This window comes from Acinetobacter sp. WCHA29 (assembly GCF_002165335.1).
In the GTDB taxonomy this organism is placed as follows: domain Bacteria; phylum Pseudomonadota; class Gammaproteobacteria; order Pseudomonadales; family Moraxellaceae; genus Acinetobacter.
The window spans coordinates 220,290-240,154 of record NZ_NHRQ01000004.1 but is presented as its reverse complement, the minus strand read 5'-3'; the positions used below and the strand labels follow the sequence as shown (position 1 = coordinate 240,154).

Sequence of the window (19,865 nt, the reverse complement as noted above, 5' to 3'; positions counted from 1 at the left end):
TAAGAAAGTGCTCGCAATTTTAAGGAAGAAAAAGCCTGATAGGACAAGGGCCCTATGAAATTTGTCGTGTACAGAGAAATTTTTTAATAAAAAATAGTAGCAATATTACTGTTGGGGGCTTCTTAGCCCCCAACAGTATTTAATTCAGAGCTTGAACCGACTGCTGCAACCCTTTCTGAATATCCTGAGCATGGCTCAAGTCATGCATTTGCTGATTCTGCTCTGATTTCGATTCCTCCGTGTAAAACTCCTCAACAATATCCAGCCCCTCTTCTCCACCCACTTCAAAACTGGCATTTCCATAACCCTGCCGTGCCACATGATCCAATGCCTCCTGATAAAACCCTGCTGCCTTGCTCTGTTCATCCATCTGTTTGGCTGACGTAATCGCTTCCTGCAAATTAGTACCATCACGTAAAGTTAAATCCACGTAGTAGATCGGGGTACGGTAGCTTTGCGTAGTGCTTTTACCTCTTAAATTCAGTTGCAAAGGTAGACATGAAAGTAGATCACCTGATGCAGCATGATAGTAACGGAGCCGTGCCGCCAAAGTACGAATGCTATTAAAGCCAGTGGTTCTAAAGATGAATGTGCCAAACTCATCTGACTCATCTAAATTGACGTAGAGTCGTCCATAAGGCTTACATAGTCCGCCCTGTGCCAATGGACATAAATCAGGTGATGGACATGGATGTTGTTCAATGCCATTTTGTCCAAGTCTTTGACAGGTTTCGCCATTGCCTGAACAGATTAAGCGCCCTGTTTGTCGGTCAAACAGGCTGTACTCTGCCCGTAGATTCAATTCGGGATCATTGAAGATCATACGGACGGGAATGCTTCTGAGCTTTTGATTTTGATTAGGTGCTTTGGCACGTAACTGTTCATCCAGTGGATGTTTCACCCAGCCATCCTTATTCTGGATTTGGCTGGTAATGGTAAATTGGTCATCTTTTTCAGGGAGTCGTTTTCCATTCTTTTCGACAATTTTGCCGATGCTAATACGACCTAAAACGGGTGGTGTAATTGCTAAGCCTTTAATCATGGTGATGTCCTCTTTATAGCTGTTTAAAATTTTGGGCATAAAAAAATCCCATACCTGTTGAGGTATGGGATCGGGTTGTTTGACGTGGCTCTGGTGGTTGATACGTTTGTTGAAGAAATAAATGCTGGATCTGCGTTGCTGCCTTATCCACCATTCGGATAAATCTGAAATCTTCGTGTACCCGCTTTGGTTTGAGGGAACTGCTGTAGATATTCAGGGTGTTGTTTCAGTAAGGATTTGCTGTCTAGGCTGATCGAGTCTTGTGATTTCTTCCACGTCACTGAACCACCCGTAAACACTGCTCGTTCAGCATCTTTCATCATCATTTGCAGTTGATGTTTGAGTTCATCAAAATACTGTTGGTGCCGCTCAACCTTATGTCGCTCTTCAAGCAATTGGTTAAATAGGTAGTTGGCTTGTTCATTTTGAGTCAGATCTTCCACTGTTAATGGTATCTGCTCAGGGTAAAGCTGCTGCAAGGCTTTGGCTGCTGAGTCAGAAGCATCGACACTCGGTGGAATATCCGATTCCACACATTGCCAGAAGTGACGTTCTGCACTAATGATATGCTGAATCACGGTTTCATTACGGGTCACTTTAAAGATTTTACTTTCATGTCCACAGATCAAGGTACAGATATGCGCTGCCTGTTTACCTGTCACTGCCAGTTGATGTTGCACTTGGCAGAGGACATATAAAGGCACACCATCTCGCCATAACTTAGAACCATATTCCCCTACAGTTTTACATTCCAAGATTTGAACTTCATCATTGCCCACCACGGCATAGTCAAGGTTCGCCAACATAAAGTGTTTGTCTTCATCAGGATGCTGTAGCACTGCATTGACTCGACGCACCTTATTGTTGGTATGCATGCTGTAATATTCAGCGACTAATGGTTCAAGTTGTTTACCCCAATATAAAGGTGCATAGCCTGCACTTTCATCCTCGATGTTTTGTTGCATCCGTCCTGTCTTGATCATCCACAGTTCCAGCATCGACATATACGGATTCAATCCACAGGCGGTAGCGGCATCGCTGCTGCCAATCCCCTGTTTTCTGACTTCAAGCCATTGTTGGTAATTCATCTGCTTGGTGTTGGCAATACGTTTGGCTACAGGGGTTTTAGTTTTTCGTGGTTGCGTATTCGGTCGATCACGTTTAGTTCGAGTTCCGACTTCAACCTGTTGAGTCGATGAGTTTTGAGTGGTTGGATTCAGGTTTGGTGAATAAGGTTGTAATGACGGGTTATTTAGTGTGTTTTGAATTTGAGTATGGCTATTCATTAGAAATATTCCTGTATGAGTAAAAGCGTAAAAGCTGAATTTCGGGCATAAAAAAAGCCACATCGGGGATGATGTGGCGAAATGAGAATTGCAATGCTTGTTACGGCTTTACCGTATGTTTAAATTAATTGGCTAAGCTTAAATAAAACTGAAAATAATTTCAGTGAGTCAAATCGTTTTAAGCCACCATTCGAAGTGCTTGTTCAAGTCCTCGTTGCTTAATGGCTGCACCCGCCCCAAACCATGCTGAATCGAGTCGATGATCAGTACTCATCGCTCGACGCTCGTGATCGGTGAACTCAGTAATGGCGCACAGTAATCCATAAGCCGTATCTTTGGTTGAACTGAGTTCTGCCCCTCGTCCATGCCCGTTAAACATAGTCATGACTTTAGACATGGCACGTCTGTTTGGTTCGGATTTATTGTCTGATCTAGTTGGGCTGGATTGATTTGGCATGGCTGCATTTCGATAGAACTGAATAATGCTTTCATCCTGTTCCGCAATGCTCAGACTGGTATTGTTGAATACCGCATCGAAATAGGCTGCTGCTTCTTGTTGAGTCACCTTACGCTGACTTAGTTGTTTCATTTCATACATGTGTTCATCCCATGCACGAACTGAAATACCGAGTTGTTGTTTGACTTTCTCTGCATCGAACTTGGTACTGTGTGGAACTTTCACCACACCTGCACTGGTGTTTTGTCCTTTGAGTGCAATCGCCAAAGTATTGTTACACACCACACGGATAGATGTGAATTGAGCTGTTGTTGCCAATGTACCATCACAGGCAGTTGCCAATAAAATGTAACCATTACTGACATCTTTTCCTTTTAAAGCTGCGCTTTGTCCTGTTCGTGCCAGTGCCCAGAACTTTTTACCACCTTTGAGTACCCCTGCGGTTTCCAGTTCAAAGCCCGATTGTTCAGTTAAATCTTTGTAGAAGTGTAGGATTTCCATCGGTTGTACTTCCTGAAAGCGTTGGCTCACCACCGATAACGGTGCATGGGTATCGGAACGATAAAGTACACGTTGCTCCTCAAAAGGCATAATAATGCTCTGCCCCCGATGGTTCTGTGCCATGTAACTAACATCGGAGGATTCAATCCGCCAGTCCATGCCTGCCTGCTCTGCCCAGACCTCTAGCGGCTGGTTTGGGGTTAGTGCATTGCCCAGACCATGCCAAGGGGTTTGTCCAACGAATGCCATTGTTTCAACTAAATGTGCCATGAATGTTCTCCTTAATTTAAGGTCAAGTTGTTGAATGTTCATGGCAATGATATGTATCTGAAATAATTTTCAGTTCACTCTAATAGACCTAAAGCCTATAGCCACAAAGGCTATAGACTTATTCCTAAAAGTTGCTTATTTGTTATTTCTTGGCTCTTGGTCGTCCCAACTGTGGAACATAAGGTGGCAGTCTCGCTGTCCCAAATACACGACCTAGCTTGGAAGTGATCTGCTGACTCAAGGGATCATCCTGATGATAGTGTTGCTCTGCCTGATAACCATAATGAACCAATTCAAGAAATTCATCATATTTAGTCAAATAACGACAGGCATATTTCAAATTCTCAATCTTTCTTCGATCATGATAGTCCACACGTCCTAGACCACAATGCTGATATTTATCCATATGGGCATTGCAGTTGTAGGTAACACCCTCTCCCTCAGTAATTTCATCAATCCAGTGCTGTCCAATCAGTTTGCCATGTGAAATGCTCTCCTGTACCTTGGAACCATCCAGAAAAATGATTGTGTGGAGGTGATAAGATTTTCTCAGCCCATATTCCAGTTTCCAGATAAAGCCTGCAAAGGCATCGCCACAATGTCTTTCTCGTAGATAGCGAAGCAGTTTCTCACGGTGCTCGCTGATCAGTTCATAGCTCGCCTCTGCATCCTCCCGATAACCAAAGTCAACCCTTATTGCAATTAAACGGGAAAAACGTAGCAGTAGCTGATCAATGTACTTTTCCATACTTCTTTTCTGCCGCAAACTCTGTTCTCTCATCCTTTTTAATTCAGTTGTATGCCTTAATGACTTCATATCCTGACGAATATCATAGATACAGTCATTCAATCGCTCTACCAAAGTCCTAGATAAGTTTTTTGGATTATATTGCGTACGTTCAAAGGTATATCGCTCAATCCACTCAATAAACACACGTAAGTGTAAGGGGTAATATTCCAGTGGATAATACTTCTCAACTCGATCCATTACAGAGATGCCATAAAGAAAATTATCAGCTAAGTCTGCCAAATTTCTATAGGGCTGGTAATGATCTATATATTTTAGATTTCCATCTTTCCAATAGTCAGGAATGTAATAACTCTTTGTATTGAGGAATACTTCTTCAAATGATTTGAATGATGTGATCATTGTAACCACTCGCTTAATCACAGCCAAATCATGACACCAAAGTTGGTATTCATCATCACTTAATTGATTTAGCAGATCTTGCTTGTATAGATTAATCATGTTTGTTTACTCGGTTATTACCAAGTAACGTGATGCCCACTCTTTCCTATTAAAATCTACTTTTTATCAGACACAACTATTCCATCAACTATATTTAATATAATTGATTTATAAACAGGCTGGCTTATAAGTAGATATAAGATTACTTCATAAGAATAACTAGATGGTCTTATTATAGTAACTAGAGTAGTAGTATATTAATAATATAAGTACCAGAATACTTTGGGTACTTTTACATTATGAATTGATTAAAGAGAATAGCCTTAACCACTAGACATCACACTACATTGGAGGATTTTTTAATTTAGAATGTGGGGATCAAATACTGCTGTTGAATTATGCAGTGATAATGAGATGGCTATGCTGATTGACTGGCTTGGATACGTTGCTGAATCCAATCCTGAACCTCTGATTCAATCCATCCCACCGCTCCTGTACTGAGATGTGATGTCCCTAGCTTGATGGACTTTGGAAAACTGATGTCATAACGTTTGGACTTTGGATTAATCCGATCATATATGGTGGAACGTGAAAGTCCTGTCAGCTCAATCACTCGTTTTAAACGGATGATCTTCTTCACTGTAGCTACAGGCTCTATATTATGTGTGGTTGCCAAGTTGTTCATAGCGGTTCTCCATTGAGATTAAATTGCTTCAATTTCAAGGACTACAACAGTGGGATTCGTATTAGGAAAGTTATGAATCCTCTATTCTGCGTACTCCTCTATAACAACTAGCGTTGGAATCATTTTTTAACATGGGATTGGTAGGCTTAGGTAAATGACTTGTTCCAAAGCAGCATTTCAAACCAAAACTTAAAACTGGCTATAACAACATGACCAGCCCTAAAAGGGCTGGTCATGTATTAGATAGAAGTATCGTTCAATCCTCTAGGAATTGCATAAAGGATATGAATCATTGCGCTGTATGGTTGAAACAATGACCACACGTTAGGCACTGAAAGTTATCCAGAATATTTTCATCAACCATTTCTCCTAATGCTGTACCCGCAGTACAACCTGCAACTCCACCAACTAAACCACCGATTGCAGCACCTGCAAGCGCACCAAAGATTGAACCAACAGGTCCTGCAAACATACCAAGCGTTGCTCCCACCTGAGCAGTAGATAAAGCTGTGGTTACACCACCCACTGTTCCAGCAGTTGTGCCTACCGTACCTCCTATTTTACGACCATAATTTTTACTACTGATGTGTGTCGATTGACACAAAGGACATTGAGTAGACATATCCATTTCTCCTATTTAGTATGAACACTGAATTGTGTTCATGGAGATGATATGTATTCCAATGGATCTGGAATCTCTCTTAACCAATTATAGTAGATAAGCACACATTGACTTTTCTGACATAAGAGCTTATAAAATACTGTTAATAGAAAAATTTTCAGCTTAAAGTATCTAAATAGTGGGAAAATCCCATGTTTAACCAGTGCTAGATCAGATAAATTCTTACTCATTTCTTACTTAAAAGTTACGCTACTCTAACCAATTTCATACCATTTTCTTAAAAAATTCTTACTACTCTATTAGCAATTTAGACACTGTATAGAAATATAAAAATGACGACCAAACCATCTTACTCAGAGCAGTTCAAGAAGAAGCTCAACAGCTATGATCCTGTCATGAATATTTGGATTCATGGTCATCTAATCCGCCATGCAGAACGCATCATAGGTCGCCACTCAATTAGAGATTTTGAAGAAATACTGATAGAACTAGAAAATCTAACCTCTCTTAAAGAGGTCAGACAAATTACAATGAAAAATACCATGAAACTCGTTCATGAGCTATCAACTGAATTGAGACACGAGCAAGCTTTCCAAGAACTAATTGAATATATGGAGAAAAAAATTGATATTATATTTGATCTAGAATTAAAAAGATTATTAACCCTAATAAATAATGATAAAAATTTTGCTATTTTTTATTTAGCTACTACTCAAAACCATATATCCAATTTAAGGGAAATTCGATTAGAAATAAATAATTTTTTGTCTGGAGATTACAATTACAAGTGTGATCTCTACCAGAAACTCCCTTCGCTTCAAAATAAAGAATTTTTTAAAAACCCCATCATTCAGGCTAATAAAGAAATTATTTTAAATTTTAGTAAACATAAACTTATATCCCTACCTTTAGAATTTATTAATGACTTAAAAGTAATAATAGAATATTATGATGAAATACAAAAAATATCACATATCATTATCAATAAAAAGATATCAAATAAGACCTTTATTGAATGGCTATACAATTACCTTGATAAAAAAACACAGTTTCCTTATATACCAATCACCTTAGAAGAAAAAAAAGAACTAGTGCTTTTACAATTAAACTTTTGGTTTTTTATTGATTCAAAAGCATATTCTAAGGTTTTAGAAAAAATACAAAGCGCATGGAATAAAAGAAACTTTGACAAAAGACTAGTAGATAAAAGGAAAAAAATCGAAAAAAAGAATGAAACACCTAAACAGTCAAAAATACCCGTCTCAACACTCCAACCTAAAATTGTTGATGATGTTGATAACTATATATCCTAATATTAACGAAAATAGGTATGAAATTTGGCTTTCTTTATTACGCTATGATCTTTAAAGCTTACACTGAAAGTACAGATCATTACTCATTGTTCGTATCCTATGGAGTACTAAATCATTCGACTCAATCCAAAGTTTGATGAGGGGTAGGTTGAGGGGTAAACATGTAGACAAAAAATAAGCCCTTGTAAAAACAAGGGCTTATTTAGATATTTGGCGGAAGCGGTGAGATTCGAACTCACGGAGGACTCACACCCTCGTCGGTTTTCAAGACCGGTGCATTAAACCGCTCTGCCACGCTTCCATGTGCGTAAGAATACAAAGCTTGCCCTCTTTATTCAAGAGAAATTTAACTGCAATGTATTCAAATGCATAATGTTTCATCAATTATTAGAGTTTAGCGGCCAATTCAGCCCCTTCACGGATTGCACGCTTGGCATCCAGCTCACCTGCTAACTTTGCACCACCAATCACATGATATTTTGCCAATGTAGTTTCATTCTCATGCGGTACTAAATCTTTTACTGATTCCTGACCTGCACACACCACAATGGTATCCACACGCAATAACTGGTCATGGCCATTATGCTCAACCCATAAGCCTTCGTCAGTTACAGCCTTATATTGCACACCGCGCAGCATACGCACAGCATGCTTTTTCAATTGTGCACGATGTACCCAGCCTGAGGTTTTACCCAAACCAATGCCCAAAGGCGTTGTTTTACGTTGCAATAAATAAATCTGACGTACAGGCATTTCAACTTCTGGACGTTGTACACCGCCTTCAGAAATATAATTAGGGTTTGGATCAACGCCCCATTCGCGTTGCCATTCTGCTAATGGTTGTGGCTGTGGTTGATGGGGTGGTTTTAGTAAAAACTCTGACACATCAAAACCAATACCACCTGCACCAATCACAGCAACCTTATGACCAACCTTAGCGCCTTTTAGTACTTCTGCATAAGACAAGACTTGTGGTGCATCACTACCCTGAATTTTTAAGGCGCGTGGCACTACGCCTGTTGCAATCACCACTTCATCAAAGCCTTCACGTTCCAACTGTTCACGATTGACCTTAGTATTTAAGCGAACATCCACACCTGTCTGTTTGAGTTGAACTTTAAAATAACGAATGGTTTCATGAAATTCTTCTTTTCCAGGAACAACTTTCGCTAGATTAAACTGACCGCCCACATCATTATTGGCTTCAAACAAGGTTACGGCATGACCACGACTTGCCGCCACTGTTGCAGCCGACATGCCTGCAACACCACCACCCACAACCGCAACACGTTTTGGTTTCTTGGTTTTGATATAAACCAGTTCTGTTTCAAAACATGCCTGTGGATTGACTAAACAAGAGACACGCTCATTTTTAAAGGCATGATCCAAACAGGCCTGATTACATGCGATACAGGTATTAATTTCATCCACACGGTTGGTTGCAGTTTTATTGACCCAGTATGGATCAGCGAGGAATGGTCGTGCCATTTGCACCATATCCGCCTGTCCTGAAGCAATAATCTCTTCAGCAACATCTGGCATATTGATACGGTTTGACGCAATTACTGGTACTGAAACGTGCTGTTTAACTTCGGCGGTATAATCCACAAATGCAGCACGAGGTACAGAAGTGACAATCGTTGGGATACGTGCTTCATGCCAGCCAATCCCTGTATTTAATAAAGTCACGCCTGCTTTTTCAAGTGCCTTTGCTACTACGATCACTTCCTGCATGGTGTTGCCATCATGCACTAAATCAAGCATGGACAGGCGGAAACAAATAATGAATTTTTCACCAACTTTGGCACGAATCGCCTTGACGATTTCCACGGGAAAACGCATACGGTTTTCAATATCGCCACCCCAACGGTCTGTACGCTTGTTGACATGACTGCTCAGGAATTGATTGATCAAATAACCCTCAGAACCCATGATTTCCACGCCATCATAGCCTGCCTTTTTTGCCAGACTTGCACAACGGGCATAATCTTCAATAGTTGCCAAAATCTGGGCATCTGACATTTGACGCGGTTTAAAAGGATTAATGGGTGCCTGAATTGGGGATGAAGAAACCGAAAATGGATGATAACCATAACGACCTGAATGCAGGATTTGCATCAAGATTTTTGCGCCATGCTTATGCACAGCATGTGTAACCAGACGGTGATGAGGAATATCTGCCAGACTGTTCATGGTACCGCCCGCAGGTAATAACCAACCTTGACGGTTGGGTGAAATCCCACCCGTGATGATTAAGCCAACCCCACCTTTGGCACGTTCACCAAAATAAGCAGCAAGTTTAGGATAATTAAAAAAACGATCCTCCAAGCCTGAATGCATCGATCCCATGACCACACGGTTTTTAATGGTCGTAAATCCGAGATGTAATGGCTTTAAAATATTTGCATAGCTAGTCATGATATTCCTTCTGTATTTATTGGCTTTGCAACTTGTTGCATAGTACTTTAACTGAATTTTTATATGTGTTTATGACTCTTTTCAAGAAAATGCTGACACCAAAGTCAAAAGTAATGTAACTATTTTGATTTCCAATCTAAAAAAACCAAAATCAAATGTATTAGAACATAATTTTTCTGCTTAGTTTTTCTTTCAGGAAAACAAGCTCCATGAAAAGTGTTACAATAGTTCCGATTTTTTATTCTCAAGACTACCTGTTCGGGGTCTTTACTCATAAAAGTTAGGACAAGCAATGACTGATAATGCAACTATCTTGCAGCACGTACCTGTAGGCAAAAAAGTTGGGATTGCCTTTTCTGGTGGTCTCGATACTTCAGCAGCTTTATTGTGGATGAAGCAAAAAGGCGCAGAGCCTTATGCTTATACTGCAAACTTGGGTCAACCTGATGAAGATGACTATGATGCAATTCCAAAGAAAGCTGAACAATACGGCGCAGTCAAAGCTCGATTAATCGATTGTCGTTTACAACTTGCGCTTGAAGGTATTGCAGCAATTCAATGTGGCGCATTCCACATTAGTACTGGTGGCGTCCCTTATTTCAATACCACACCTTTGGGTCGTGCAGTGACAGGTACGATGCTTGTGACGGCGATGAAAGAAGACGACGTCAACATTTGGGGCGATGGTTCAACTTATAAAGGCAACGATATTGAACGTTTCTATCGTTATGGTTTATTGACCAACCCTGCCCTTAAAATCTATAAGCCTTGGTTAGACCAAACCTTTATTGATGAGTTAGGCGGTCGTGCCGAAATGTCGCAATTCTTAATCGACAACGGCTTTGACTATAAAATGTCAAAGGAAAAAGCCTACTCAACTGACTCAAATATGTTGGGTGCGACGCACGAAGCTAAGGATTTAGAATATCTCAATGCTGGTATTAAAATCGTTGACCCAATCATGGGCGTTGCATTCTGGAAAGAAGATGTAAAAATTGATGCAGAAGAAGTGAGCATTACTTTTGAAGAAGGTTTCCCTGTTGCATTAAATGGTCAACGTATCGAAGATCCTGTTGAGCTGATCTTAGAAGCTAACCGTATCGGTGGTCGTCATGGTCTTGGTATGTCTGACCAAATTGAAAACCGTATCATCGAAGCGAAATCTCGTGGTATCTATGAAGCACCAGGTATGGCTTTATTACATATCGCTTACGAGCGCTTAGTGACTGGTATTCATAACGAAGATACGATTGAACAATACCGTATTAACGGTTTACGTTTAGGTCGCCTACTTTACCAAGGTCGTTGGTTCGATTCACAAGCATTAATGCTACGTGAAACTTCACAACGTTGGGTTGCTAAAGCGATTACAGGTACGGTGACTTTAGAATTACGTCGTGGTAATGACTACACCATCATGAACACTGAATCTCCTAACCTCACCTATGAAGCTGAGCGTTTGACCATGGAGAAAGGTGATTCGATGTTTACTCCAATGGATCGTATCGGTCAGTTAACCATGCGTAACCTCGACATTACTGATACCCGTGCAAAACTCGGTATCTATACTGAAACAGGTTTACTTGCTGTTGGCCAAGGTTCTGCAATTCCACAGCTAGAAAATAAATCAAAATAAAAGATGGGTAAATTAATTTGCCCACTTAAAAAGGCTGAATATTTGATTCAGCCTTTTTTTATTATTTGAAATAAAAAGTTAAATACTCAATCATTTCATTTATAGAACAATATGTCGCAATTAAAGACTATTTATCGTCATTATGAATCAATAATATAAGCATTAAGCAAAACATAATAATTGGGAGATGAAAGATGAATGCTTATCTACATCGTAGTGAAAATCGTGGTCATGTCAAAGCAGGCTGGTTAGACACCTATCATAGCTTTTCATTTGGTAGCTGGTATAACCCGAAATATATGGGTGTCAGTGCCCTTCGCGTGATCAATGATGATACAGTTGCTGCACATAATGGTTTCGGTACTCATCCCCATGACAACATGGAAATCTTAACCTGTGTACTTGATGGCACTATTTCCCATAAAGACAGTATGGGCAATGAAGGTCAGATCAATGCGGGTGAATGGCAATTGATGAGTGCTGGAACTGGGGTCACCCACAGTGAAATGAACAAGCATGATAAAGCGGTGCATCTATTACAGATTTGGATTCAACCGAATGTGCAAGATGCCGAACCAACCTATCAGCAAATTCAGCTGAATCCAAAAGACCATCCAAACCAATGGCACTTGATTGCTGGTGATACATCTGCGCCAATGTCGATTCGTCAAAATGCGGAAGTGAAAACTGCTGTCATTGAAAAAGATCAACATTTAGAAATTACAGCACGAAAAAAAGTGAACTACGTGCATGTGATTTCAGGTGAAGTAATGATCGCCGATCATTTGGTTAAAGCAGGTGATGCTTTAGTATTCGATGAAACTGCAACCATTACTGCATTACAAGACAGCCAAATGATTTGGTTTGATCTACCTTAATTAAACTCAGTTTATCTTGTACCCCTTGCCCCTCATGGGGTACAAGCTTTTTCTAATCATTATTACTGCTACTATCACAACTACTTGAGTCTGAGCTCGAATCATCATTTGAGCTACATTCATCAGAACGTCTGAAATCATTATTTTGAGAAGAATCACATGAGGAGGTTGTTGATGAATATGGCTGGCTATAATCAAAATTATCTTGTGTAGGATCAGTTTTCTTGGCAAAAAAGAACAATAAAATCAAAACAATAACAATCACTATAATCATAAATATCAGCATCACAATTCCCTATCGCTATCCTAATCCTTATGACAAACTATAGCGTAAATTTGCTTTAAAAATGATGGGCATTAAAAAAGCCCGATTAACGGGCTTTTCTACAACCTTGAACATTTTTAAAAACAATCAGAATCGTTTCGTTCGTTGTTAGCTGTGTATTCAGGTAATCATATCTTTGTTCATCTAGGCAAGATTTCTCTTAAATCCCAAATAGTATATGACCTCCTTATTGATTAAATTAGCACCAATAATAGGGTGAGTCAAGATTCTAGTAACTGATAAAAATTACTCAAGCATAATGAGTATAAGAAACTCATTCTAAATTGCAATTCAACCTAGTCATTCTTTTAAGCGAGTATTTAAAAAAACAAATGTGATATCAATAAAAAAGCCCTAAATTATAGAAATTTAGAGCTTTTTTATTGATATCTTGGTAGGTATATCCAATACCAAACAAATAGTTAAGTCATTGATTTAAAATAATTTAAATATAAAACATCTTCTTATGATACACACTATGATACAAAATAAAGCATGTTAATTAGTTTATTACTCACATTTTAACAGGCTCATTATTATCTAAATTTAGTCGCCTACAACAATCAAACCATCTTGATCATCTAAAAAGTTAAGCTCAACCAATCTCGCAATATCACGATAAAAAGTACGTTCTGTTTTACCCGTATACAAAACTTGGATTTGTGGTATCCGATACAGTTCAGCTTGGGTTAAAAACTTCTTGGTTTGTCCTGCCACAAGCATAATCGTTTGGATCAAATTAAACTGTCTATCTGATATACGCTTACTAAATTTAGCATCATTCAAAGCGGTTTGATACAGTAAAAAGCTGATCAAATTATTACTTTGATCATGCAAGTTATTGATAGTTTCAAACATCCCTTTTAATACAAACTCAATAAAATCTTGGTTAGGTAAAGGTTCTTTTTTATCAGCAGCCTTGCGACAAGCATTAAACAATGCAAAATACTCATGGATGTTGATTTGGTAGTATGCCCATATCGCTGACGATGTAAATCTATAGCCCGACTGTTCAAGCAATAGCATCTCAATTAAACGCCCTGTCCGCCCATTGCCATCCCAAAATGGATGGATCAACTCAAAGTAATAATGCGCCAAACATGCACGGACAATAGCAGGTTGATTGATCACATTTGGACTATTTAACCACTCCACCCATGCTTGTATAAGATATTCAATATCCTCAATACATTTAGGTGGACGATATGTCCCACCATGTGCGCTATTACCCACCACCGTTTTTTGACTAGGTTGATTGTTCCTAAACTGCCCTGCTGGATTGTGTTGTTCTTCTAAGTTTTGCGATACCAAGCTATGCAACTTAATGACGGATGCTAAAGATATGCTTTGCCCATCTACTGGTTGCAATCTTTTTTGGCTAAATTGCTTAATCCAATCAATCGCCTCTTTAAGATTGGTTAAACGGCGTTCCTCCGTCTTTTGTATGCTCTTAGGGTCTAGTCTTAAAATTTCCTCAGTCTCTTGCTCAGTAAATTGACCGCCCTCAATGGTATTTGTACTATAAATACTACTTGCCAAGACCTTTTCTTGTACTTGGTCGATAATTTGGGGCAAGCTTGGCATCTTATTAAATCTATTTTGTGCATCGTTTACACGGTCAAGCATAGGTTTAACCTGTTGTAGGTCAAACCCAAGTTGAAAGGTAAAAGAGCCTGACTTATAGGTCATTACCCTTAAAGTGGTGTCATCTAGCCAAGCTTTACTTTGATCAGGCATTTTGTCAAAAATTTTGTCAAATAAAATGTCAAAACATTATTATTATAAATCATTATCTTAGTCAATTTTTAATTGTAATTATGTCAAAAGATATGTCATTGTTTTTGTCATTGTTTACTTAGCTAAATATGTAGTATCTAAATTTATCCAACCTATTAAGCACTTAACACGGCGTTAGGATCATTAGCTGCTTTTTTATTACTCCACCAATTCTCTACATCCTGACGATCAAAGTAAACGGCTGCTTGTCTAGTCACACCCTCTTTGATAGGTCGTGGGAAGGATACATCTGTTTGTATCAGCTTGGTCAATTTATCCGCTTTGATTGATAAAATATGGCACACTTCATTTTTTGTTAGTCTTAGTTTTTGCATACATCCCCCTTTGGTTTTTTATTATTAATGTTGTCTATATTGATATTATAATCTTGCATAAATTTTACTCTTTTACGGTGGATGGTTGACCGTCCATATAAAAGATCAATATCCCCACTAAGCAAACAATTATAAAATTTTTTATCTGCACTATTTGTTATCTTAGATAATTTAATCACATTGTTAAAATTTGGTAGTTTTAGCTTGTTTAAATATCTTTTAAAAAACATATCTAAATGATCTATATCATTCCATTGCCAAGCAAACATCAAATCCCAATCTTTTAGCTGTCTATAATAGGTTTTAATCTCAGCTCTAATTGTAACATCAGCAAGTGCTTTTAATTCAGGATTCACGATGTCTTTTTTAGTCCTTTGCTGATCTATCTCTTTACCTTTATGATAATAACCTAGTACCCATCGTTTAGATGATTGACCAAAATAAACTCCATTTTGATATATAGTTTTAGGTTTATGTGGGTAATAACCACCTGTTTTTAATTGATCCAAGTAATTTAAAGCCAATTGTTTATTATCAAAAGTAATATCTTGTTTAACATGGATTTGATATATACGATATTGACCTTTTTTAATCATGTCTAATTGATCATCTGTAGGCTCAACTAAACCCATCTCAATAAACTTTGTAACCACATCTAAACCCAAATCAATAACACTATTGCATCCTGTAATATTTTGACCATGCAACCATTTATAAAAATTACCACTAATATTTAATTTACCATTTTTAGATTTTACTTTTAAAATATGTTTATTTTTAGACTCTATATACTTTGGACTATAAGATTTTTGTACTTTACCAAAATCATTATTATCATCTAAATAAATTATTAACCCTTTAGACAATTTAGTTTGATCATGGCTCTCATCTAAATAAATTGTTAAACCTTTAGACAACTTAGTTGGATCATGATTTACATCAACAACTATATCTAGCCAATCTATATTAATTTTATTTTTATACATCTTACTACTCCTTTTATAATATTTTTTTATTTTTTATACACTTAAAACAAAATAATCTTAATTAATATCAAAAAAATACACATGACTATTTTAAATAAGTCAAAAAAACATTTAAAGGATTAGATATAAAAGGCTAGTATACTAAAAATTAAAAAATGTTATAATTATATTATGTCAAAATGCAACAAATGTACTATTAATACTAACAACAGGTGATTATTTTACTCCATTTTTTCATCAAAATCAAGTTGGCTAATTTTAACTCAATTTTCATCCCATTTAATTACAAAAATAGTAGGACTCATTTTAATTAATGTCTTTTAAAACAAGTCCCCTCATACGATTTTACAATTTAATGTAAAATTAACGTTGCACAAATTGATAAAATGTGTAATTACATAATTATCGCCTTATCTCAAAAAACATAAAGGCCACGACAACATCATGCTGTAATGGCTTTTTATTTTCAAAGATGGTTTACACGCTATTGCACTAAGTTCTCTAAAGTTTGGCTAAATGTACCTTTAAATGCATCATCTTTTTGGTAAAGCTTATACAACTCCATAATATTACGGCGCTGCGTCACCATAATTTCATTTAAGATTTTTTCAAATGCCAATGATCTTGTATATGGATCAGGATTGTTTTTATATTTGTTTTCAAAATGTGGGTGACTTTGGATGCTCTTAACCAAATAAATCACCATTACTTTTTGATCTTCAGGTGTTGCACTCCAACCTTGAAACCACTTTTCGTTAAATTTACTTAATATCTGGTCTAAAGTGTCTTCTTCACTACCACTCGATGGGCTTCGTGGGTTTGGATTTTGTGGGTCAACCATAGTTTCCCCTGCATCCAAGACAATTGATGTATTTAAATGCTCACGCTTCAATGCATATGTTGTTAAATCTACTTGTTCCAACAATTCATCAATGCCCGTTGTTTGTTGGTCTTGCACATCTAATTTAGGGATCAAAAACTTTAAAAACCAATAAAGCTGTTCCCATTCAATTTGATTAATACTTAAGATTGAAGACATTTGGGCATAGATTTTAACAAACTGTTTAGCCTTTACCTTAAAGTCAACTTTTTGTTCATGGGCAAGCTCAAGTGTGGTATTAAACCGTTCTGCAACGGTATCAATAACAGGGCTAATTTTTTCGGCTGTAGCATCTTTAAAAAATAGATCATTTAATTGGATGACTTCATGTCTTTCATATACGCCCGTATCATCTAATGCTGTTTTAATATCATGTAAAACATTAACATCCGTTGCCTTAGACAAGGTTGTTGACGTATAAAAATCATCAAAAGCCGTTTTAATATCTTTAATGTCATTAAAAAAGTCTAAGATAAATAAATCTTCGGTGCGTTTGTTGTACTTTGGTGCAGCACGATTTAGACGTGATAACGCTTGTACACATAAAACACCTGATAACTTTTTATCGACATACATCGTTGTTAACTTAGGTTGATCAAATCCCGTTAAGTATTTATTAGCAACCACCAAGATACGATTTTCATTTAAATCAAACTGTTCTTTTGTTTTATTTTCAGCAAACCCATTTAGACCATCTTCTGTATAGCTAACTCCATCGACTTCTTTTTCACCCGAAAATGCAATTAAAACTTTAAAAGGATTACCCTTTAATGCTAATAGCTTCTTTAAAGATAAGTAATATCGGATTGCAGCCTCAATACTTTGGGTGACAACCATTGCTTTAGCAACACCCTGTAATTTCTTTTTATTTACGACATTGTCAATAAAATGCTCAAGCATAATATCCGCTTTGGCATAAATGGTTTGCTGTTGGGCTTCTACATATGCTTTTAAAGCCTTTTGTGCCTTTTTAGATTCAAATTTTGGGTTATCTTCAATCGACTTTCTTATCTCATAAAAACTTTTAAATGTTGTGTAGTTAGCCAAGACATCTAAAATAAAGCCCTCCTCAATTGCTTGCTTCATCGCATACAAATGGAAAGGTTTATATTTACCTGTTTCATTGTCTTTGATCCCAAACTTTTCTAAAGTGCTATTTTTGGGTGTAGCCGTAAAAGCAAAATACGACACATTATTACGTTGTTTACGGGCATCCATTAAACGGATCATCAAGTCTTGGACATCTTCATCCTCACCATCAACCTGTTTACCCATTGCCTGATTCATGTTGTTATGTGCATCACCAGACTGTGAGCTGTGTGCCTCATCAATAATAATGGCAAAGTTACGCTCACTTAGATCACTAATACCATCTAAAATAAACTTAAACTTTTGGATGGTGGTAATAATAATTTTCTTACCAGCTTCCAAAGCCAAACGTAAGTCAGCACTTTTATTTGCATGTGCAACAATATTTTTGACTTCGGAAAAATCTTTAATATTATCTCGGATTTGCTTATCTAATATTTTGCGATCTGTGACAACAATAACTGTATCAAAGATCGGCTTATCCAAAGCACGTTTACCTGCAACCAAAGCATTGTCAGGATAGCTTTCAATCAATTGGAATGCAGCCCATGTAATTGAGTTGGATTTACCCGACCCTGCGGAATGTTGGATCAAATAAGTTTGTCCTACCCCTTTTGCAGATACATCGCTAACTAACTTACGCACGACATCTAATTGATGGTAGCGTGGGAAAAACAATGTTCGTGTATTTAACTTGGCATCATCGCTTTTATCCAATCGGACAAAATGTTGCACAATATTCACTAAGCTTTCTTTGACAAATATTTCTTCCCACAAATATGCCGTTTTATAGCCATATGGGTTAACAGGATTGCCTTGTCCCTCTTTATTCCCTTTGTTAAATGGCAAAAATAGGGTCTTTTTACCATCTAATTTAGTTGTCATATAGACTTCATCTGTATCTACAGCAAAGTGGACTAGACAACGGGCAAAGCTTAATAATGGTTGATTTGGATCACGATCTTCACGATATTGCTTTTGTGCATGATAGCGGGCATTTTGTCCTGTCCAAGCATTTTTAAGTTCCATTGTGACCAATGGCAAACCATTTAAAAATAAAACAACGTCTATTTCTTCGCCTGCGTTTTTAACCGAATATCGTAGTTGTCGTGTGACACTAAAAATATTGGCATTAAAATTTTGATGGACGGATAGACTGCTACTTGCCAATGGACATGGATACATAAAATGGAAGTGTAAATCATCCATTTTCATACCCTTTTTAAGCATATAAGCGATGCCATGTCGTTTGATCAATTTATCAAAACGGTCTAGTAACTTAACCTTCCAATCATTTGGGTTATATTGTCTAAAGGCATCAAGACTGTCTTTTTGGGTTAGTTCTAAAAACTGAAATAAAAACTTTTCATCAACGGCATATTGCTTATTAAAGTCATTAGGCTGTCCCATAACATAGCCCAAACCGTTATGTTCTTTGACTTCCCCTGCTAAAGCATCTTCTTTACAAATCCCCACCAATACCCGTTCAATGCTTTTTTCAAGTTCTAATTCATTGACTTTACTAATCATTATTTATTTCCATTGATCCAGTTTTTAAGTGCTTTGGTTATGATTGGGGCAAAGGGCTGTAACTTACCCTCTGTTATTTGTTGTAAGTCTTCAACCAATAATGTTAATAACTCATCATCCTCGACCAAGTCATCTATCGTGGTACTTTGACTAAACAAAAAATTGGCAATGGCTTGTTTACGTATATCAACTAGCTTTTGGTTTTGTTGCAAGCTATCACCTAGTTTTAGTACATCAATGGTTTGTTTTGCATCATTGGTTAATCCTGTAATCGTACCGCTGATATTAAATTTAAACTCAGTTTCGCAACGTGGGGACAAGGGACTAATGCTGATTTCTTGATTTTCTTTGGCATCATCACAACACCCCTTAGTCGTACAACTTGCCACAATATTATTAAAATCAAAACTATATTGTGGGTAACGTTGTCGTGGCAAAATATGCTCATTCATACAATCGTGGTCTTTTGACCCAATCTGCCGACAGCAATACGCACATAAATATAACTGTTCACCTAAACATGCTTGTCTAATCGCAAGTCGTATCTGTTCAGGATCATGCCCTAAGTCATCATATCTATGCGTTGGGTTTTTACGTTTGTATTCAGTTAATTCAGTCGGTTCTGTCCCTTTAATGATCTGTTGCAA

General features: G+C 37.5%; 16 protein-coding genes and 1 tRNA gene. 3 read left to right on the top strand and 14 right to left on the bottom strand.

Going from position 1 to position 19,865, the window contains the following annotated elements; all coding sequences use genetic code 11:
* Window positions 1-139 precede the first annotated feature (139 nt).
* The 6 genes from CDG59_RS05130 to CDG59_RS05105 all read right to left on the bottom strand — a co-directional run bounded on the left by CDG59_RS05130 (window position 140) and on the right by CDG59_RS05105 (window position 6,052).
* Window positions 140-1,042: a hydrolase or metal-binding protein gene (locus CDG59_RS05130; RefSeq protein WP_087544023.1), complete on the bottom strand. Its 903-nt coding sequence runs from the start codon at window positions 1,040-1,042 to the stop codon at window positions 140-142.
* Between the two features lie 143 nt (window positions 1,043-1,185).
* On the bottom strand, window positions 1,186-2,328 hold the full coding sequence (locus tag CDG59_RS05125; protein ID WP_087544012.1) for a YqaJ viral recombinase family protein: 1,143 nt from the start codon (window positions 2,326-2,328) through the stop codon (window positions 1,186-1,188).
* A gap of 178 nt (window positions 2,329-2,506) precedes the next feature.
* The gene (locus CDG59_RS05120; protein WP_087544010.1) at window positions 2,507-3,556 is read right to left on the bottom strand and encodes a DUF932 domain-containing protein; all 1,050 of its coding nucleotides are present in this window, start codon (window positions 3,554-3,556) and stop codon (window positions 2,507-2,509) included.
* Between the two features lie 142 nt (window positions 3,557-3,698).
* The gene (locus CDG59_RS05115) at window positions 3,699-4,805 is read right to left on the bottom strand and encodes an inovirus-type Gp2 protein (protein ID WP_143225214.1); all 1,107 of its coding nucleotides are present in this window, start codon (window positions 4,803-4,805) and stop codon (window positions 3,699-3,701) included.
* A 358-nt stretch (window positions 4,806-5,163) separates the two neighbouring features.
* A complete protein-coding gene (locus CDG59_RS05110) occupies window positions 5,164-5,430 on the bottom strand; it encodes a helix-turn-helix transcriptional regulator (RefSeq protein WP_005159374.1) in 267 nt (88 codons plus the stop codon).
* A 289-nt stretch (window positions 5,431-5,719) separates the two neighbouring features.
* Complete coding sequence (locus CDG59_RS05105) at window positions 5,720-6,052, bottom strand: hypothetical protein (protein WP_005159373.1); 333 nt, start codon at window positions 6,050-6,052, stop codon at window positions 5,720-5,722.
* 332 nt (window positions 6,053-6,384) lie between these two features.
* Here CDG59_RS05105 and CDG59_RS05100 point away from each other — a divergent pair, with 332 nt between their 5' ends.
* A complete protein-coding gene (locus tag CDG59_RS05100) occupies window positions 6,385-7,365 on the top strand; it encodes a hypothetical protein (RefSeq protein WP_087544008.1) in 981 nt (326 codons plus the stop codon).
* 211 nt (window positions 7,366-7,576) lie between these two features.
* On the opposite strand, the gene CDG59_RS05095 is transcribed toward CDG59_RS05100, so the two are convergent.
* Both CDG59_RS05095 and CDG59_RS05090 read right to left on the bottom strand, forming a co-directional pair.
* Window positions 7,577-7,666: transfer RNA gene (locus CDG59_RS05095), tRNA-Ser, on the bottom strand.
* Window positions 7,667-7,752: 86 nt separating this feature from the next.
* Window positions 7,753-9,783, bottom strand: coding sequence for an FAD-dependent oxidoreductase (locus CDG59_RS05090; protein ID WP_087544006.1), 2,031 nt, complete (start codon window positions 9,781-9,783; stop codon window positions 7,753-7,755).
* 292 nt (window positions 9,784-10,075) lie between these two features.
* Between CDG59_RS05090 and argG the strand changes: the two genes are divergently transcribed.
* Both argG and CDG59_RS05080 read left to right on the top strand, forming a co-directional pair.
* Window positions 10,076-11,419, top strand: coding sequence for an argininosuccinate synthase (argG, locus tag CDG59_RS05085; RefSeq protein WP_087544004.1), 1,344 nt, complete (start codon window positions 10,076-10,078; stop codon window positions 11,417-11,419).
* A 194-nt stretch (window positions 11,420-11,613) separates the two neighbouring features.
* The gene (locus CDG59_RS05080; protein WP_087544002.1) at window positions 11,614-12,297 is read left to right on the top strand and encodes a pirin family protein; all 684 of its coding nucleotides are present in this window, start codon (window positions 11,614-11,616) and stop codon (window positions 12,295-12,297) included.
* A 52-nt stretch (window positions 12,298-12,349) separates the two neighbouring features.
* On the opposite strand, the gene CDG59_RS15450 is transcribed toward CDG59_RS05080, so the two are convergent.
* The 6 genes from CDG59_RS15450 to CDG59_RS05050 all read right to left on the bottom strand — a co-directional run bounded on the left by CDG59_RS15450 (window position 12,350) and on the right by CDG59_RS05050 (window position 19,865).
* Complete coding sequence (locus tag CDG59_RS15450; protein WP_087544001.1) at window positions 12,350-12,583, bottom strand: hypothetical protein; 234 nt, start codon at window positions 12,581-12,583, stop codon at window positions 12,350-12,352.
* A 585-nt stretch (window positions 12,584-13,168) separates the two neighbouring features.
* Window positions 13,169-14,359: a Fic family protein gene (locus tag CDG59_RS05070; protein ID WP_087543999.1), complete on the bottom strand. Its 1,191-nt coding sequence runs from the start codon at window positions 14,357-14,359 to the stop codon at window positions 13,169-13,171.
* A 155-nt stretch (window positions 14,360-14,514) separates the two neighbouring features.
* A complete protein-coding gene (locus CDG59_RS05065) occupies window positions 14,515-14,733 on the bottom strand; it encodes an AlpA family transcriptional regulator (protein WP_087543997.1) in 219 nt (72 codons plus the stop codon).
* A complete protein-coding gene (locus tag CDG59_RS05060; RefSeq protein ID WP_087543995.1) occupies window positions 14,721-15,719 on the bottom strand; it encodes a phage/plasmid replication protein, II/X family in 999 nt (332 codons plus the stop codon). Before CDG59_RS05060 ends, CDG59_RS05065 begins: the two co-directional genes overlap by 13 nt.
* Window positions 15,720-16,203: 484 nt before the next feature.
* The gene (locus CDG59_RS05055; protein WP_087543993.1) at window positions 16,204-19,218 is read right to left on the bottom strand and encodes a type I restriction endonuclease subunit R; all 3,015 of its coding nucleotides are present in this window, start codon (window positions 19,216-19,218) and stop codon (window positions 16,204-16,206) included.
* On the bottom strand, window positions 19,218-19,865 hold the full coding sequence (locus CDG59_RS05050) for a hypothetical protein (protein ID WP_087543991.1): 648 nt from the start codon (window positions 19,863-19,865) through the stop codon (window positions 19,218-19,220). Before CDG59_RS05050 ends, CDG59_RS05055 begins: the two co-directional genes overlap by 1 nt.

What these genes read in the sequence shown, in the direction of transcription:
- CDG59_RS05130 (WP_087544023.1), bottom strand. Translation starts at nt 1,042, where the DNA reads ATGATTAAAGGCTTAGCAATTACACCACCCGTTTTAGGTCGTATTAGC.
- CDG59_RS05125 (WP_087544012.1), bottom strand. Translation starts at nt 2,328, where the DNA reads ATGAATAGCCATACTCAAATTCAAAACACACTAAATAACCCGTCATTA.
- CDG59_RS05120 (WP_087544010.1), bottom strand. Translation starts at nt 3,556, where the DNA reads ATGGCACATTTAGTTGAAACAATGGCATTCGTTGGACAAACCCCTTGG.
- CDG59_RS05115 (WP_143225214.1), bottom strand. Translation starts at nt 4,805, where the DNA reads ATGATTAATCTATACAAGCAAGATCTGCTAAATCAATTAAGTGATGAT.
- CDG59_RS05110 (WP_005159374.1), bottom strand. Translation starts at nt 5,430, where the DNA reads ATGAACAACTTGGCAACCACACATAATATAGAGCCTGTAGCTACAGTG.
- CDG59_RS05105 (WP_005159373.1), bottom strand. Translation starts at nt 6,052, where the DNA reads ATGTCTACTCAATGTCCTTTGTGTCAATCGACACACATCAGTAGTAAA.
- CDG59_RS05100 (WP_087544008.1), top strand. Translation starts at nt 6,385, where the DNA reads ATGACGACCAAACCATCTTACTCAGAGCAGTTCAAGAAGAAGCTCAAC.
- CDG59_RS05090 (WP_087544006.1), bottom strand. Translation starts at nt 9,783, where the DNA reads ATGACTAGCTATGCAAATATTTTAAAGCCATTACATCTCGGATTTACG.
- argG (WP_087544004.1), top strand. Translation starts at nt 10,076, where the DNA reads ATGACTGATAATGCAACTATCTTGCAGCACGTACCTGTAGGCAAAAAA.
- CDG59_RS05080 (WP_087544002.1), top strand. Translation starts at nt 11,614, where the DNA reads ATGAATGCTTATCTACATCGTAGTGAAAATCGTGGTCATGTCAAAGCA.
- CDG59_RS15450 (WP_087544001.1), bottom strand. Translation starts at nt 12,583, where the DNA reads ATGCTGATATTTATGATTATAGTGATTGTTATTGTTTTGATTTTATTG.
- CDG59_RS05070 (WP_087543999.1), bottom strand. Translation starts at nt 14,359, where the DNA reads ATGCCTGATCAAAGTAAAGCTTGGCTAGATGACACCACTTTAAGGGTA.
- CDG59_RS05065 (WP_087543997.1), bottom strand. Translation starts at nt 14,733, where the DNA reads ATGCAAAAACTAAGACTAACAAAAAATGAAGTGTGCCATATTTTATCA.
- CDG59_RS05060 (WP_087543995.1), bottom strand. Translation starts at nt 15,719, where the DNA reads ATGTATAAAAATAAAATTAATATAGATTGGCTAGATATAGTTGTTGAT.
- CDG59_RS05055 (WP_087543993.1), bottom strand. Translation starts at nt 19,218, where the DNA reads ATGATTAGTAAAGTCAATGAATTAGAACTTGAAAAAAGCATTGAACGG.